The sequence below is a fragment of the Stenotrophomonas sp. STEN023 genome (assembly GCF_056760135.1).
The window spans coordinates 25201-41377 of record NZ_JBRREF010000040.1 but is presented as its reverse complement, the minus strand read 5'-3'; the positions used below and the strand labels follow the sequence as shown (position 1 = coordinate 41377).

Below are 16177 nucleotides of genomic sequence, written 5' to 3'. Positions count from 1 at the left end.
ATGCTCGGCAGAAGCCTTATCGGCAAAGCCCCCTGCCGAGCATGGCTCGGCACTACAGGTTGGGTTTGCTGGTAAAGCCCTTTGCCGAGCATGGCTCGGCACTACAGGTTGGGCTTGCCGGTAAAAGGCCCCCTGCCGAGCATGGCTCGGCACTACAGGTGGTTATCGATACACCACCTGGCGCAGCAGCAGGAAGCTCACGCCGGCCAGGCCCACCTCGACCAGCGGCTTGGCCAGCCATGCGTATTGCAGGCCCAGCGACTGCGCTACCCATTCGATCAACCAGGTGCTGACCACGGTCAGCAGCAGCCATAGCGCAAGAAAGCGCGCAAAACGTTTCCAGCCGTGGCGCTGTTCACCCTGCGTGGCAAAGGTGTAGCGGCCGTTGAGCCAGAAGCCGAGCAGGGCGCCGCTGGTTCGGCCGAGCAGGTTTCCCGGCGCCACAGGCATGCCCAGTGCAGTCGCAGCCACAAAAACAGCACAGTCCAGCAGCAGCTGCAACAGGCCAATGGCGATGTACTGGCTGCCTTGGCGGAACAGGCTCATTGAATCGGTGGCTCCGGCGGTTGGCCTGCAATGCTAACCCCATGCGCTTAGAATCCAGAGACTCTCGAAGGAAGTTCCAGGCATGACCCAGCCGCTGCACGTCATCATCCTCGCCGCCGGCGCGGGCAAGCGCATGAAATCGCTGTTGCCCAAGGTGCTGCAACCCATCGCCGGCCAGCCGATGCTGGCGCATGTGATTGCTACCGCACGCGAACTGCAGCCGGCCGGCATCCACGTCGTCTACGGCCACGGTGGTGAAGCCGTGCGTGCTGCCTTCGTAGATCAACAGGACCTGCTGTGGGCCGAGCAGAGCCAGCAGTTGGGCACCGGCCACGCCGTGCAGCAGGCGATGCCACAGGTTCCCGATACCGCGCAGGTGCTGGTGCTGTACGGCGATGTACCGTTGATGCGCGCACAAACGCTGAGCGCGCTGCTGAAGAATGGTCCGCGTCTGGCAGTGTTGGTCGCCGAGCTGGATGACCCCAACGGTTATGGCCGCATCGTCCGCGATGCCGAAGGCAAGGTCGCGGCCATCGTCGAGCAGAAGGATGCCAACGACGAGCAGAAGCGCATCCGCACAGTGAACACCGGCATCATCACCGCCGAATCAACAGCGCTGCGTCGCTGGCTGTCGGGCCTGTCCAACAGCAACGCGCAGGGCGAGTACTACCTGACTGACGTGTTCGCTTCTGCTGCCAACGAGTATGCGCCAGCCGAACTGGTGCTGGTTGCCGATGCGCAGGAAGCCGAGGGTGCGAACGACCCGTGGCAGCTGTCGCAACTGGAGCGGGCATGGCAGCTGCGTGCGGCCAAGGCGCTGTGCGAGCAGGGCGCACGGCTGTTGGATCCATCGCGCTTTGATCAGCGCGGTACGGTCAAGGTCGGTCGCGATGTGCAGATCGACGCCAACGTAATCCTGGAAGGCGAGGTCGAGCTGGGCGATGGCGTCAGCATTGGTGCTTTCGTGCGGCTGAAGGACGTCAAGCTCGGTGCCGGCACCGAAGTGCGCCCGCACTGCGATCTGGAAGGGGTCATCAGTGAAGGAGCGGCCCAGATTGGCCCGTTCGCACGCCTGCGTCCGGGCACCGTGCTGGCCGATGGCGTGCATGTTGGCAACTTCGTGGAAACCAAGAAGGCGACGTTGGGCAAAGGCAGCAAGGCCAACCATCTCACCTATCTTGGTGATGTGGTGATCGGCAGCGGCACCAATATCGGTGCCGGCACCATCACCTGCAACTACGATGGCGTGAACAAGTTCCAGACCACGATTGGCGACAAGGTCTTCGTGGGCTCCAACAGTTCGTTGGTAGCGCCGGTGACGATCGAGGACGGCGCTACGATTGGTGCCGGCTCGGTGATCACCCGCAACGCACCGGAGGGCAAATTGACGCTGGCACGCACACGCCAGCAGACGCTTGAAGGCTGGACGCGTCCTGTCAAGAAGTCCTGAGCCAAGGTTGCCGCAGCGCGATGAGCTCGCGCTGCTGCCATTGATCGAAGCGCAGGCGGGCGAGCGCCTGCGGGGACATCCTGCCGCTGCGGTATTTGCTGCGAGCCCAACCGAACCAGCGTTGTTCGCGCAGGCCTGGCAGCGCGGAATGCTGTGGGTGGTCGTCAGTGACCAGCAACTGGCCGGCTATCTGATGGCAGGCGTACTCGGTGAGGATTTCCATATCCAGCAGATGGACGTTGCACCGGCGCATGGCCGCAAAGGCCTGGGCCGTGCCTTGCTGCGGCACGCATTGCAGCAGGCGAGGGCATCCGGACATCACCGGGCGGTGCTTACCACTCTGGGCGACGTGGCCTGGAATGCGCCTTTCTATGCCAGCGAGGGCTTCAGCGAATGGCCATCGCATGCATGGAGCGCGGGCATGCGCGAAGTGATGGCGGCGGAGGCCGCGGCAGGTTTTCCAATGGAGCTGCGGCTGGCGATGCAGCGGCAGTTGGCATAGGTACAAGCCATTCCTTGTGGGAGCGGCTTAAGCTTTTGTAGGAGCGGCGTAAGCCGCGAAGCCGGGTTACTTCAGATCTTCGGTGTAACTGTATCGGATGCAGTGTCCGCTTCGCGGCTTACGCCGCTCCTACAAAAGGCATTGCTTTAGTCGTGCGGCAACAGGATCGCCACACACAGGCCGCCGTCCTTGCGGTTCTGCAATGAGATGCGACCGCCGTGCGCTTCGATGATCTCGCGGGTCAATGCCAAACCCAGACCCGTGCCATTGCGCTTGGTCGAATAGAACGGCATCAATGCGTTCTGCAGCACCGCCTCGTTCATGCCGGTGCCGCGATCCAATACTTCGATGCGCAGCCAGTTGGGCAGCCGCGCGATACGCACTTCCACCGAATCATCCGGCGCACCGTTGTCGGCGCCCGCTTCGTGCGCATTCTTCAGCAGGTTCAGTAGTGCCTGCGAGAACTGTGATTGATCCAGGCGGCTGTACTGCTCGTCGACCATCGGCGCCATGCGGAAATGGATCTGCTGCTGCAGGCCATGCAGGAACTGGCTCCAGGCAACGGTCTGCAGCTGTGGTTGCGGCAGCTTGGCAAAGCGCGCATAGCCACGGATGAAGCCTTCCAGATGACGCGCGCGTTCTTCGACCGTGCCGAAGATGTCTTCGAGGCGATCATGGCGGCCACGTCGCACCAGCTCGGCGCCGGAATGCGCCAACGAGGCAATCGGTGCCAATGAATTATTGAGTTCATGGCTGATGACGCGGATCACCTTCTTCCAGGTCTGCACTTCCTGGCGGCGCAGCTCGGCGGTGAGCAGGCGCAGCAGCAGCAATTCGTGCGGGCGACCATTCAAATGGAAGGCGCGGCGCGACAGGTGATAGATCTGCTCGTCGTCATCATCGTCTTCGGCCGCGTCAGGGTCGCGCACCGCGAACAGGCTGTCGCCGCCACGGGCGATGGCATTGCGCAGCTCGATCGGCATGTTCTCCAGCAGCTCATGCATGCGCTGGCCTTCCAGCTTCCAACCACCGTGCAGCAGCTTGCGCGCGGCGGTATTGGAGAAGGTCACCCGTTGCACGCCATCGCCACCATCGGTAAGCAGCAGCATCGCCACCGGCGTGTTCTGCACCATGGTGTCGAGCAGCAGCTCGCGCTGCACCAGCGATTGCCGTTGCTCGCGCAGCACATCACCCAGCTCGGCATGGGCCTGCACCAGCTGGGCGAATTCGTCATGGCCGCGCCAATGCACGCCGAAGTTGAACTCGCCATCGCGATAACTGCTGGTGGTACCTGCCAGCGCCCGCAGCAGCGAGCGGATCGGCGCGGTGGCGCGGCTCAGGGCCCACCACATCGCCGCCAGCAGCAGGAGGGTGGACACGCTCACCACCACCCAGCCGCGATCCATCCAGTAGGCCAGGAACCACGGCAAGGCCGCAGCCAGCGCCAGCACCGGCAGCAGGCGCAGGAACAGGGTGAAGGTGAAGGAACGCGTTTTCACTGGTCGGTGCTCACTCGCGCGGGATGCCGTGGCGGTCCATGCGGCGGTACAGCGCCTGTCGGCTCAGGCCCAGCTCGGCGGCGGCCTGGGCAATGACGCCGCCAGCACGTTCCAAGGCGCTGACAATGTGTTCGCGATCGGGCTCGTCGGCAGGTGCGGTAGGACGTGCTGGCGCGCGTGGCAGGTTCAGGTCTGCAACTTCGATGCGCGGGCCTTGCGCAAGCAGGGCGGCGCGTTGGATCACATTGCGCAGCTCGCGCACATTGCCCGGCCAGTTATGACGCTGCAACGCCTGCAACGCCGGCGCCGACAGCGGCTTGCCGTCGGCGAGGAAGTACTGCGCAAGTGGCAGGATGTCCTCGCGGCGTTCGGCCAGCGCCGGCAGGCTGAGTTCGACCGTGTTGAGGCGATAGTAGAGATCCTCGCGGAAGCTGCCTGCGCGGATCATCGCCGGCAGATCAGCATTGGTAGCGCTCACCACACGCACTTTGACCTGTCGTTCGCGGTTGGAGCCCAGCCGCTCGAAGCGCCCGGTTTCCAGCACCCGCAGCAGTTTCATCTGCCCGGTCAGCGACAGGTTGCCGATTTCGTCGAGGAACAAGGTGCCGCCATCGGCGGCCTCGAACTTGCCTTCGCGGGCCTTGTTGGCACCGGTATAGGCACCGGCTTCGGAACCGAACAGTTCGGCCTCGATCAGTTCGGAAGGAATGGCGCCGCAGTTCAGCGCGACGAATGGACCTTTCTTGTGCGCCGAATTGGCCTGGATGATCTCGGCGATCTTTTCCTTGCCGGCACCGTTCGGGCCAGTGATCAGCACCGGCAGTTCGGAGCGCGCGACCTGGCAGGCAAGGGCGATGATGCGCTCGCTGGAGGGGTCGGCGAATACCAGCCCGCGCAGATCGTAGCGGTCGTGCAGGGCCTGTTGCTGGCGCTGCTCGCGGGCGCGGCGGCGGGCCAGTTCGCGGCGTGCTTCGGCCAGTTCCAGCAGGTTGTTGACCGTGGTCAGCAGACGGCCGTCATCCCAGGGCTTGGCCAGGTAGTCGGAGGCACCGGCCTTGACCAGTTCCACCGCGCTGTCCAGGTGCGTCCAGGCGGTGAGCAGGATCACCGGCAGGTCCGGATGCGCCTGGCGGATGCGCCGGAACAGATCCTGGCCTTCTTCACCGGAGGTGGTGTCGGCAGTGAAGTTCATGTCCTGCAGGACCAGATCGAATTCATGTTCGGCCAGCATCGCTAGGCCCTGCTCGGGCGAGGTGGCGTGGCGGGTGTCGATGTCGTGCAGGGAGAACAGCACATCCAGCGCGGTGGCCACGGCGGTGTTGTCGTCGATGATCAGGATCTGTGGCATCAGTTGTCGCAGAAGAAGATTGGGGACGCAGCGCGGACGCTGAAGTCAGCACATTACACGCTACCGAATGTGTTGGCTGGTAGTTGTGACAGTGCCATATCGAAGCCCGACAACGCTACACGGTGAGCAGCTTGTTGTGCGGCCCGTTGGGGGTTGGTGCCGCCCCGTATCCAGTCCCTGGTTCATGGCGTCGTCGGGCGGTGCGCATAGCTCAGCACCCGCGTTGCCTGCCATTGGCCATCACGCAGACGCCAGATGATGACGAAGTCGGCCAGACCGTCACAGTGCTCGCCTTTGAGGTCGCAGAACTGATGCTGACCGCGTGCGATCGCGCCGAAATCCTTGATCGGGAAGACCTCCAACGTGCCTGGCAGCAGTTGCCGCGTGTAGTTGCCGCAGACATGCTTGCGGGTGTTCGCCAGCATGGCGTCGCGGGTCCAGGTGACACCGCCGTTGTCGTGATAGAACTCCACCGCCGGGTCGAAGTAGCCGGCGTGCTTCTCGAACTGTGCCGGATCGCTGCAGTGATTGAAGCTGTCGAACATGCCGTGGTCGAGTGCGGCGATGGTGTCGTGCAGGCTGGCGTTGTCGGCATCAGCGGCTTGCGCGGACATCATCGGCAGCGAGCAGAGCCCCAGCAGCAGGCAGGTCAGCTTGGTTTTCATTGGGCGACTCCGGTAAGTGTTCAAAAATGGTCAGGCAGCGCGTGTGGCCACCGCCGGCGGCACCGACGCCGCGCGCCGCGCGGGTCCAAGCACGGCGATCTGCCCCAGCAGCAACAGCAGTACCGCCGCGATAGGCAGGTACATCAATGGCAGTCGTGGTAGCTCGTAGCGGTTCATCAGCAGCAGATTTAGTGCGTAGGCCAGGATCAGGCCAACGACGATGCCGGCACTGCTCAGTAGCAGGTTTTCCAGCTGGAAAGCGCGCAGGATGTGCTTGCGGGTTGCGCCCAAGGCACGGCGGATGCCGATCTGGCGCGTGCGCTGCTGCACCCAGAAACTGGCAAGGCCGACGATGCCGAACGCAGTGACCGCCAGCAGCGCGATGCAGACCGCCAGCAGCAGCCAGATCACCGAGCGATCGCGATGATGGAAGTCATCGCGCATGCGCGCCACCGTGCCCTGTTCCTCGATGATGCGGTTGGGGTCGGCCTTGTTGAGTGCGGCAATGGCTGCCTTCAATACGGACTCGCGCAGTTCGGGGCTGGTGCGCAGGGCATAGGCACCGTTGGAAACGCGGACCGGAAACACCATGCTGTCAAAGCGGCCGCTGAACTCGCCGGCCTGGCCCGGTGCCAGCAGGTCATCAATCACACCCACCACCTGGGTTGGTTTGTTGCCCCAGACATAGATGTTGCTGCCCACCGCATTGCCGTTCGGGAACAGGGTGTTGGCCAACGCGTGGCTCAGCAGCACGCTGGGTACCACAGGATCGGCGTCGCCACCGACGAAGGCGCTGTTCTCCAGGTACTCGTCGGGCTTGAAGGCGCGGCCCTCGCGCACTTGCAGGCCAAACGTCGGCAGCAGCTGGCCGTCGTCCATGTAATTGGTGGCATGGACGGTTGGGCGCGTCTGGTCGGGCTGCAGGCGTATGCCCGAGCCCCAGACATTGCTGCCATAGGGAATCTGGTTGATGCTGCTGGCCGCTTTCACGCCGGGGACGGCTGCAAGCGCGGCCAGATCCTGCTTGCGCAGGGCGTCGTAGTTGACGTCCGGCAGTAGGCTGCTGGTGGCCAGGTAGACCAGCTCATCCTCGGCAACGCCACTGTGCAGCTGAATCTGCGCAACGCGGTTGCTGATGATGAAAACCGCGTTGCAGATGATGGCGCAGCTGATCGCGATCTCGAACACCACCAGCAGTGCGGCAATCTTCTGGCGGGACAGCATCGACAGGGTAGGGCGGATGTCCAAAGGTGTTCTCCGTGGCGGCGGAAGCTGCCGTTGCTGACGGGGTGGATTCAATGCCACCGCGTCATTGGCTCTTGAGCTGGAGTGCGGGAGAAATCTGCATGGCCCGCCAGGCCGGCAGCAGGCCGGCGATCAGGCTGACCCCGACCGCCAGCACGAAAGTCATCCACAAGATGGTGGTGTCCATCTGCGCCAGCTTTGCGTACTCGTCCGGTTGCTGGCGGATCAGCCACAAGCCGATCGCCGCAAAGCCCAGCCCCAGTACGCCGCCGGCCAGGCCGATGAAACCAGCTTCGGTCAGGCATTGTTTGAAGATGTCCGCGCGCGAAGCGCCAAGCGATCGGCGTACGCCGATCTCGCCGCTGCGGCGCAGGAATTTGGCCAGCAACAGGCTGACGGTGTTGATCAGGCACACCAGCAGGAAGCCGAAGGCCAGCCACATCTGCAGGCGCACGTCGTTGGGCACGATGCGGTTGAAGTCCAGCCAGCCCATCACGTCGTGCAGACGCACATTGGTCGGGCGCTCGAAGCGGCCACTGGCGCGTTGGGTATCGGAATAGTCGGCGAGGTACTTCAGGTAGTCGCGGGCCTTGTCGGGCGTGTCCAGCTCCACCCAGTACTGCAGCCAGGCGCAGGGTGCGGTGAGGCCGCGATTGCCTTCTTCATCATTGCTGCTGCCCCAGCAGTTCATGTTGCCCTGGGTGTCCAGCTTCAGTGCGCGCGAGGTTGAGAACGGCAGCAGCACCTGTTCGTCACCGCCATAGCGCTGGCTGGTCAGGTCGTAGAAACGTGGTGCAGGCTTCCAGTTGCCGAGCAGGCCAACCACGCGGAACACCCCTTGTGGCAGGCGCAGCTGCTTGCCGATCACATCCTCGCTGCCGTACAGCCGCTGTGCCAGCTTGCGATCGATGACCGCAACCAGCGCACGGCCATCATCCTCAGCCGCACTCCATGCATTGCCGGCCGCCAGCGGCACCTCGAACATCGGGAAGAGATCCGCCGAGGTGTAGCGCGTCATCGCCCGGAACGGTTGCGCGGTGTTGCCAGCGGGCAGCACCGTCACTGAACCGGCGCTCATCAGCGCCTGCCGATCGCCGCGTTTCTGTCGCAGCAGCTCCTCGGCGTCGTAGCGGGTCATCTGACCCAGGGGGTCCTGCTCCAGCGTGGCGTCCTTGCCAAGACTGCGCGGTTCCAACTGCGGGTAGAACAGCTGCCTGCTCTTGTGTGGAATCGGATCCCCCGACAGCACGACGTACAGGCCAAGGGTGGTCATGGTCGCGCCGATACCCACCGCGATGGTCAGCACCATCAAGGTCGTCAGCACCTTGTTGCGGCCGAAGCCGCGCCAGGCCAGTTGCAGGTAATAGCCGAACATGTCCCGTCCTTGAGCTGTCAGATCAGGTGCTGCGGGTAGCCACCGCCGGTGGAATCGACGCCGCCTTGCGGGCCGGGCCAAACACCGCGATCTGGCCCAGCAGCCACAGCAGCACCGCACCTACCGGCAGGTACAGCAGCGGCAAACGCGGCAGCTCGTAGCGGCCCATCAGCCACTGGTTGAGCAGGTAGGCCAGCAACATGCCGACCACGATGCCGATGCCTGCCAGCAGGAAGTTCTCGGTCTGGAAGTAGCGCAGGATCTGCGCGCGGGTAGCACCCAGTGCGCGGCGGATACCGATCTGCTTGGTGCGTTGCTGCACCCAGAAGCTGGCCAGGCCGATGATGCCCAGCGCGGTCACCAGCAACAGCAGGCCACTGACGATCAGCAGCAGGCCGATCATGTCGCGGTCGTCTGCGAAATACTTGGCGCGCTTCTCTTCGACAGTCTGCTTGCTGTAAATCAAGCGATTGGGATCGTTCTTGTCCAGCGCTGCGACTGCCTGCTTCAGCACTTCAGCGCGGCGCGCAGGGTCGGTCACGCGGATGATGAAGCGGCCGCCGTTGGAGTAGTTCATGCGGATCGGGAACAGCAGCGAGTCGGTGCGGTTGCCATTCTGGTTGTTCGGCCGCAGCAGGGTCTGCACCACGCCAACGACGGTGACCGGGATGTTGGCCATGTACAGCGTTTTACCGACGGCAGCGGCATCCGGGAACAGCTTCTTGGCCATCGATTCGGTGAGGATCACCGACAGGCGAACCGATTCCAGGTTCTGCTCTTTTTCGAGTTTGTCATTGCTCATGTACTCGTCGGCATTGAAGTCACGGCCGGCGGTCAACTTCAAACCCAGGGTCTTGAGTGTGTTCTCACCAACGGTGTACTGCGCGCCATTGATCGACTGCGCATCGGGCTCTGGGCTTGCAGCCAGCGAGGTATTCCAGGAACCACCCTGGAACGGCAGTTGGTTGACGATGGCAACGTTCTCAACGCCGGGGATGCCGCGCAGCGAGGCGATGTCTTCAACGGTACGTGCATCGCCATCGACCTGCTTGCCGATACCGCTGAGACCGATCTCGATCAGCTGGCTTTCATCGATGCCGCTGGCCTGCTGCATGTTTTCGATGCGCTGGGAGACGATGAACAGTGCGTTGCAGATGATGGCGCAGCTGAGCGCAATCTCCAGCACGATCAGCGCAGCGGCGGTTTTGTGCCGCGACAGCGTGGAGAGGATGGGGCGGATTTCCATGAGGTGTCTCCGGGGAGGCGTGACGCTGGGAATGAGGTTTGGTTGGGAGAGGCAAGCGTTAGTGCCAAAGCACCCCTCCCCGGCCCTCCCCTGCGCGTTGCGCAGGGGAGGGTGTAATCGCGTTACTGACTCTTGAGCTGCAGTGCCGGCGCTACCTGCATGGCACGCCAGGCGGGCAGGATGCCGGCGAGCATGCTGGCGAACACTGCCAAGGCGAAGGTGATCAGCAGCATTGAGCCGTCCAGGTGAGCCAGCGATGCGTACTCGGCCGGACGCTGACGCACCGCCCACAAGCCGAACAGTGCAAACACCAAGCCCAGCAGGCCACCGGCCAGGCCAATCGTGCCGGCCTCGATCAGGCATTGCTTGAAGATCTCCGTACGGCTGGCGCCCAGTGCACGGCGTACGCCAATTTCACCGCTGCGACGCAGGAACTTGGCCAGCAGCAGGCCAACGGTGTTGACCAGGCAGACCAGCAGGAAGCCGAAAGCAAGCCACATCTGCAGGCGCACGTCGCCCGGCACCGCATTGCGGTATTCCATCAGGTCCATGACATCACGCAGGCGGGTGTTGGCCGGACGCTCGAAGCGACCGCTGGCCCGCTGCTGTTCGGAGTAGTTGTCAAGGTAGGCCTTGAAGTCGCCAGCGTTGCTGGGCGAATCCAGTTCTACCCAGTACTGGACCCAGGCGCAGGGCACGTTCAAGGCCATCGCATCGTTGACGATCTCGCGGCCAAAGCAGTTCATGCTGCCGTTGCGGTCCAGCTTGAGTTCCAGCGAGGTGCTGAACGGCACGAATACGTCTTCTTCGGAATCGAACTTGCCGGAATACAGATCGTAGAACTTCGGCGCCGGCTTCCATTCCTTGAGCACGCCGACGATACGAAATGCATGGCCTTCGACCAACACTTCCTTGCCGACGCTGTTCGCCCCCTTGAACAGCTTGTCGTTGAGGGTCTTGCTGATCACCGCAACGCGGCTGCGGCCCTGATCTTCATCGCCGCTCCAACCCTGGCCAAACGCGAATGGCGTATCGAACATCGGGAAAAAGTCGGCCGAGGTGTAACGCATGCTGATGCTGAAGGGCTTGAGTGCATCAACACGGGGATCAACGATGCCGCCACCGCCGGTCATCAGTGCCTGGCGCGGTGCTTTTTTCTGGCTGAGCAGGGTTTCCGCATCGAAGCGGGTCAGCTGCATCTCCGGCTCTTCACCGGCTTTGTAACCCTCACGCATGCCTGGATCCAGCTGTACATAAAACAGACGATCGCTCTTGTGCGGAATCGGGTCGCCGGACAACACCTTGAACACGGTCAAGGTGGTCATCGCCGCACCGATACCGAGCGCGATGGCCAACACCATCAGTGCGGTCAGGATCTTGTTGCGGCCGAAGCTGCGCAGCGCAAGTTTGAAGTAGTAACTGAACATGGACGATCCTTGGCAGCTCAGGCGCTGCGGGTGGCGACGATGGGCGGGATGGATGCGGCGCGCAGGGCAGGGCCGATGACGGCGGCCTGGCCCAGCAGGAACAGCAGTACGGCACCCAGCGGCAGGTAATACAGCGGCAGCCGGGGAATTTCGAAGTAGGTCATCAACAACTGGTTGCCGGTGTAGGCCAGCAGCATGCCGAGCACGATGCCGGCGCTGGTCAGCAGCAGGTTCTCGGTCTGGAAGTAACTGATGATCTGGCGCCGGGTCGCACCCAGTGCGCGACGCACGCCGATCTGCTTGGTGCGTTGCTGCACCCAGAAGCTGGCCAGGCCGATGATGCCCAGCGCGGTGACCAGCAGCATCACCAGGCAGATGCCCAGCAGCAGGCGGGTCATGCTGCGGTCCTGCTGGAAGTAGACCTCGCGCAATTGCTGCAGTGTCTTGCTGTAGTCGGCGGAGATGATCGCCTCCGGGGTGACCTTGGGCGCGGCGGCGACCGCGTCGCTGACGATGCGTTGCAGGTCACGCGGGTTGGCGCGCACTACATAGGTGCCGGCCTGCGCATCGGAAGTCACCGGCACGATCACCGACCACTCCATGCCTGCCAGACCGTTCTCGCTGCGGCCCGGGTCCGGGCGCGAGAAATGCGCCAGTACACCGGCCACGGTGAGCTGGTAGTCGCCCATCCACAACTGCTTGCCCAGCGGATCCTGATCCGGCCACAGATGCTTGGCAAAGGCCTGGGTGATCCATACCTGGGCATGCGCGGGCAGGAAGTTTTCCACCGGCTGGTAGTCGGCATCGCTGAACATGCGGCCCTGTACCGGCTTCAGCTGCAAGGCATCGATTGCGCCTGCATCCATCAGGTAGAAATGCGGCACGCCGCCATGGTGCTTGCCTTCCCGATCCAGCGAGACGCCGGCGGTGCCGGCGCGTTGTCCGAAAGGCACGGCATTGAGCACGCCCACCGCCTGCACGCCGGCTTGGCCACGAAGCTGCTGCAACCAGCGGCTGTTCACGTCCACCTCGTTGCAGGAGTCACAGTCGAGCAGGCTCAGTGTCGCGATGGATGCCTCGTCGACACCGCTGTTCATGCCGATCAGCTCCATCCGCGAAGCGGCCAGGAACAGGGCATTGCACAGCACCGCGCAGGCCAGTGCGATTTCCAACACGATCAGGCTGGCGGCGATGCGATGCCGCGACAGCGTGCTGATGATGGGTTTGATGTCCAGGGTCATCGCTTACAGCGCCTTGATCTGCAGGGCTGGATCGATACGGGCGGCGCGCAGCGCCGGCAGCAGTCCAGCAATTACGGTGGTCACCACTGCGGTGGCGAAGGTGATACCAAGCATGGTCATGTCCAGCTGCACCATGTCGGCATAGGCCAGTGGCTGCTGGCGGATGCTCCACAGACCGAACAGGGTGAACAGCAGGCCCAGCACCGCGCCGCCAACGCCGATCAGTGCCGCCTCGATCAGGCATTGCTGGAACACCATCGCGCGGGTCGCGCCGAGTGCGCGCAGCACGCCGATCTCGCCGGTGCGGCGCAGGAACTTGGCCAGCAACAGGCCGATGGTGTTGAACAGGCAGATCACCAGGAAGGCCAGCGCCATCCATGCCTGCAGCTTGACGTCACGGGGCACCACGCCGTTGTAGTCCATCCACTCCATCAGGCTGCGCAGGCGCGTCAGCTCGGGCTGGCTGATGCGGCCCAGCTGCTGTTGCTGCTGCACATAGGCCTGCAGGTGCTGCTGGTAGGCAGCAAGCTTGGCCGCGTTGTCCAGCTGCACCCACAGCTGCAGCCACACGCAATCGGTGTTTTCCAGATGGCCCGGCTTCTCGGGCAGCGTGTTGCAGGTGAACTGGCGGAAGTTGCCGGCGTTGATCTGCAGACCAGTGAAGAACGGCACCATCACCTCTTCGACCGGACGGTAATAGTCGGCGGTGTCGCCCTGCGCGAAGCGGCCGCCGGCGACGGTGTAGAACAGGGGCGATGGACGCCATGGCTTGAGCACGCCGATGATGCGCACTTCGCTGTCGCGGATGCGCAGCATCTTGCCGGTGCTGTCCTTGCCATCGAACAGACGCTGGTTCAATTCCGAGGAGATCACCGCCACGCGGGCGCGGTGCTGGTCATCCTCGGCCGACCAGCCGGCACCATAGGCCATCGGCACCTGGAACATCGGGAAGAAATCGGCGGTGGTGGACAGCAACGTGGTCATCATCGCCGGCCCTTGGCTAGCAGGCGCGGATAACTTGACGGGGCTGTCCACCACCAAAGCCTTGCGATCGGCCGGACCGTCACGCCACAGGTCCGTTGCCGAGGTGTAGTCGAGCATGTCCAACGGTTCGCGGCGGGCCCGCTCACCACGCGGCGATGCATCCAGCTGCGGGTAATAGATCTGCGCGCTGCGCCCGGGCAGGGGATCGCCCGAGAGCAGGTGCTTTACCGTCAGCGTGGTCATCGACGCGCCAATGCCCATCGCAATCGACAGCACCATCAGTGCGGTCAGCACGGGGGTGCGGCGCAGACTGCGCAGGCCTTGGCGGAGGTGGTAGGCGAACAGCGACATGCGTGGGATCAGCCCTGGTTGTCGGCAACGGCGGCGATGCGCGCGGCGTGTGCCAGCACCGGCTCGCGGATCAGGTCGGTGGCCTGGCCGTCGACGATGTGCACGTTGCGCTGGGCGCGTGCGGCCAGTTCCGGATCATGGGTCACCATGACGATGGTGGTGCCCTGGCTGTTGATCTCTTCCAGCAGCTCCATCACGCCACGTGCCATCTGCGTATCCAGGTTGCCGGTCGGTTCGTCGGCCAGCAGCAGGCGCGGGCTGCCAGCCAGGGCGCGGGCGATAGCGGCGCGCTGCTGCTGACCGCCGGACAGTTCGGCCGGGTAGTGCTTCATGCGCGAACCCAGGCCGACATCGCTCAAGGCTTTTTCGATGCGCTGCTTGCGCTCGGCCGAGGGCATGCCGCGGTAGCGCAGCGGCACATCGACGTTGTCGAACAGGTTGAGGTCGGGGATCAGGTTGAAGCCCTGGAAGATGAAGCCGATCTTCTGGTTGCGCAGGCGCGAGCGGGCGTCATCGCCGAGGTGGCTGACGTCCTGGCCATCAAGCAGGTACTGGCCGCTGGTGAAGGTTTCCAGCAGGCCGGCGATGTTGAGGAAGGTGGTCTTGCCCGAACCGGAGGGGCCGGTGACCGCGACGAATTCGCCTTCGCGCACATGCAGGTCCAGCGAACGCAGCGCATGGGTTTCGACCTGTTCGGTGCGGAAGACCTTGGAGACGGATTGCATATGGAGCATGGGTATTCCTTTCAGCGACGGGGAATGTGGTGGGTGGAGCGGGGTGCTGGGATTGCGTTTGAATGGGTGTAGCCAGGTCCGGCGATGGGGGCGGGAATTCGAGGGTGGCAGCGTGGACGGCAGGGTTCACGACAACCCGGACGCCTGCAGCTGTCTCCCATCACGATTCCCGAATCCCCATTCCCGGCCTCTATCAATTGATCGATACGCGTTCGATATCGCCGAACAGATCGGCACCGGAGACGACGATCTTTTCGCCCGGCTGCAGGCCGGAGACGATTTCAACTTCGCCCAGGCTGCTGACACCGGTCTGGATCGGACGACGCACCGCGGTGCTGCCGCTGAGGACATAGGCGTAGCGTCCACCGGACTGCTCGACGAACGGGCCGCGCTCGACCTTGAGCACGTTGTTGCGGGTATCCAGCAGGATGCGTGCGCTCATGCGCTGACTCTGGCGCAGGCCGGGCGGCTGCTTGTCGGAGAAGCGCAGGCGGGCGACGACTTCACCGTTCACCACCTCCGGCGACACCGCGGCGATCTCGCCCGGGAACGGCTGGCCGGAGCCGCTGGTGAGCTGGGCTGGCATGCCGATGGCCAGGTCACGGGCGAAGCTTTCCGGCACCTTGATTTCAATCTCGAAGCGCGACAGATCGACCACGCCGAGGATCGGGGCGTTGGTGGCGACCTGGGTGTGCTGGGTGGCCTGTACCTGGCCGACCTGGCCATCGAACGGTGCGCGCAGGGTCAGCGCATCCACCTGACGCTTCACTTCAGCCACCACGGCTTCCTGGCGATCCGCCATCAAGCGTTTGTTGCGCGCATCCAGGCTCGCCCCTTGGCTTTGCAGGCTGGCGTCCTGCTGGGCGTGCTGCAGCTCGATCTGGGCTTTCTTCAGTTCGTCCTGGGCCTTGGCCAGGTCGACCTGCGGCACCGCGCCGCCATCAAAGCCGCGCTGGTAGCGCTGCAGGTCGCGCTCGGCGGCGGTGCGCACCAGTCCGGCCTGGTCGGACAACTTGGCGCCGGTGGCGCGGGCCAGGGTGGCGTCCAGTGCGGCGCGGCTGGCTTCGGCCTCCAGGCCGGCCAGGGTTGCCTGTTCCTGGGCCAGCTTGCTGCGCAGCTCCGGGCTGTCGATCACCGCCAGCTCCTGGCCCTGCTTGACCACGTCACCGGCGACGACCTTCAGGGTCACGGTGCCGGCGGAGATGGCGTACAGCACCGGGCTGTTGGCAGCGATGACACGGCCATCGGCAGCGATGTCGCGGACCAGGTCGCCGCGCTTGACCTCGGCGATGCGCAGGCGGTCACCGTCGAATGAGCGGCTGGCGCCCAGCCAGTTGCTGACGACGTAGCCAATGCCGGCGACCACCACCACGGTGATCAGCGCCGGCCACATGTAGCGACGCCACACGGGTTGCGGGCGCTGGGTACTTACCTGGTCCTGGGCGGAGGTGTCGCGGATCATCGTCGGCTTCGCTGCTGGGTTTGTTATCCATTAAGCAGATCGCGTGCCAACTCCAAGGCATTGAATTTGTTTGGAAAATATTCAGTGATGTGAGTGTCCGGG

General features: G+C 63.8%; 14 protein-coding genes. 2 read left to right on the top strand and 12 right to left on the bottom strand.

Going from position 1 to position 16177, the window contains the following annotated elements; genetic code table 11:
- Positions 1-162: 162 nt before the first annotated feature.
- Positions 163-546, bottom strand: a complete 384-nt coding sequence (locus ACVOLV_RS12655) for a GtrA family protein (RefSeq protein WP_481554704.1) — start codon at positions 544-546, stop codon at positions 163-165.
- A gap of 82 nt (positions 547-628) precedes the next feature.
- On the opposite strand from ACVOLV_RS12655, the gene glmU reads away from it, so the two are divergent.
- Both glmU and ACVOLV_RS12645 read left to right on the top strand, forming a co-directional pair.
- On the top strand, positions 629-1996 hold the full coding sequence (gene glmU / locus ACVOLV_RS12650; protein ID WP_481554703.1) for a bifunctional UDP-N-acetylglucosamine diphosphorylase/glucosamine-1-phosphate N-acetyltransferase GlmU: 1368 nt from the start codon (positions 629-631) through the stop codon (positions 1994-1996).
- 7 nt (positions 1997-2003) lie between these two features.
- Complete coding sequence (locus ACVOLV_RS12645) at positions 2004-2498, top strand: GNAT family N-acetyltransferase (RefSeq protein ID WP_481554702.1); 495 nt, start codon at positions 2004-2006, stop codon at positions 2496-2498.
- Positions 2499-2644: 146 nt separating this feature from the next.
- On the opposite strand, the gene ACVOLV_RS12640 is transcribed toward ACVOLV_RS12645, so the two are convergent.
- From ACVOLV_RS12640 to ACVOLV_RS12590, 11 genes are all read right to left on the bottom strand, one after another.
- On the bottom strand, positions 2645-3997 hold the full coding sequence (locus ACVOLV_RS12640; RefSeq protein WP_481554701.1) for a sensor histidine kinase: 1353 nt from the start codon (positions 3995-3997) through the stop codon (positions 2645-2647).
- Positions 3998-4007: 10 nt separating this feature from the next.
- On the bottom strand, positions 4008-5345 hold the full coding sequence (locus tag ACVOLV_RS12635) for a sigma-54-dependent transcriptional regulator (protein WP_481554700.1): 1338 nt from the start codon (positions 5343-5345) through the stop codon (positions 4008-4010).
- A gap of 182 nt (positions 5346-5527) precedes the next feature.
- Positions 5528-6010 carry a nuclear transport factor 2 family protein gene (locus ACVOLV_RS12630; protein WP_481554699.1) on the bottom strand — a complete coding sequence of 161 codons (483 nt, stop codon included), beginning with the start codon at positions 6008-6010 and terminating at the stop codon, positions 5528-5530.
- Between the two features lie 30 nt (positions 6011-6040).
- Entirely contained in the window at positions 6041-7258 is a 1218-nt protein-coding gene (locus ACVOLV_RS12625; RefSeq protein WP_481554698.1) for an ABC transporter permease, read from the bottom strand.
- A gap of 61 nt (positions 7259-7319) precedes the next feature.
- A complete protein-coding gene (locus ACVOLV_RS12620; protein WP_481554697.1) occupies positions 7320-8630 on the bottom strand; it encodes an ABC transporter permease in 1311 nt (436 codons plus the stop codon).
- A gap of 22 nt (positions 8631-8652) precedes the next feature.
- A complete protein-coding gene (locus ACVOLV_RS12615) occupies positions 8653-9876 on the bottom strand; it encodes an ABC transporter permease (RefSeq protein ID WP_481554696.1) in 1224 nt (407 codons plus the stop codon).
- Positions 9877-9998: 122 nt separating this feature from the next.
- Positions 9999-11303: an ABC transporter permease gene (locus tag ACVOLV_RS12610; RefSeq protein ID WP_481554695.1), complete on the bottom strand. Its 1305-nt coding sequence runs from the start codon at positions 11301-11303 to the stop codon at positions 9999-10001.
- A 17-nt stretch (positions 11304-11320) separates the two neighbouring features.
- Positions 11321-12544 (bottom strand): ABC transporter permease, encoded by a 1224-nt coding sequence (locus ACVOLV_RS12605; RefSeq protein ID WP_481554694.1) that lies wholly within the window; start codon positions 12542-12544, stop codon positions 11321-11323.
- Between the two features lie 3 nt (positions 12545-12547).
- The gene (locus tag ACVOLV_RS12600; protein WP_481554705.1) at positions 12548-13873 is read right to left on the bottom strand and encodes an ABC transporter permease; all 1326 of its coding nucleotides are present in this window, start codon (positions 13871-13873) and stop codon (positions 12548-12550) included.
- Between the two features lie 14 nt (positions 13874-13887).
- Positions 13888-14613, bottom strand: a complete 726-nt coding sequence (locus tag ACVOLV_RS12595) for an ABC transporter ATP-binding protein (protein WP_296247631.1) — start codon at positions 14611-14613, stop codon at positions 13888-13890.
- Between the two features lie 193 nt (positions 14614-14806).
- Positions 14807-16075: an efflux RND transporter periplasmic adaptor subunit gene (locus ACVOLV_RS12590; protein ID WP_481554693.1), complete on the bottom strand. Its 1269-nt coding sequence runs from the start codon at positions 16073-16075 to the stop codon at positions 14807-14809.
- Positions 16076-16177: the final 102 nt, after the last annotated feature.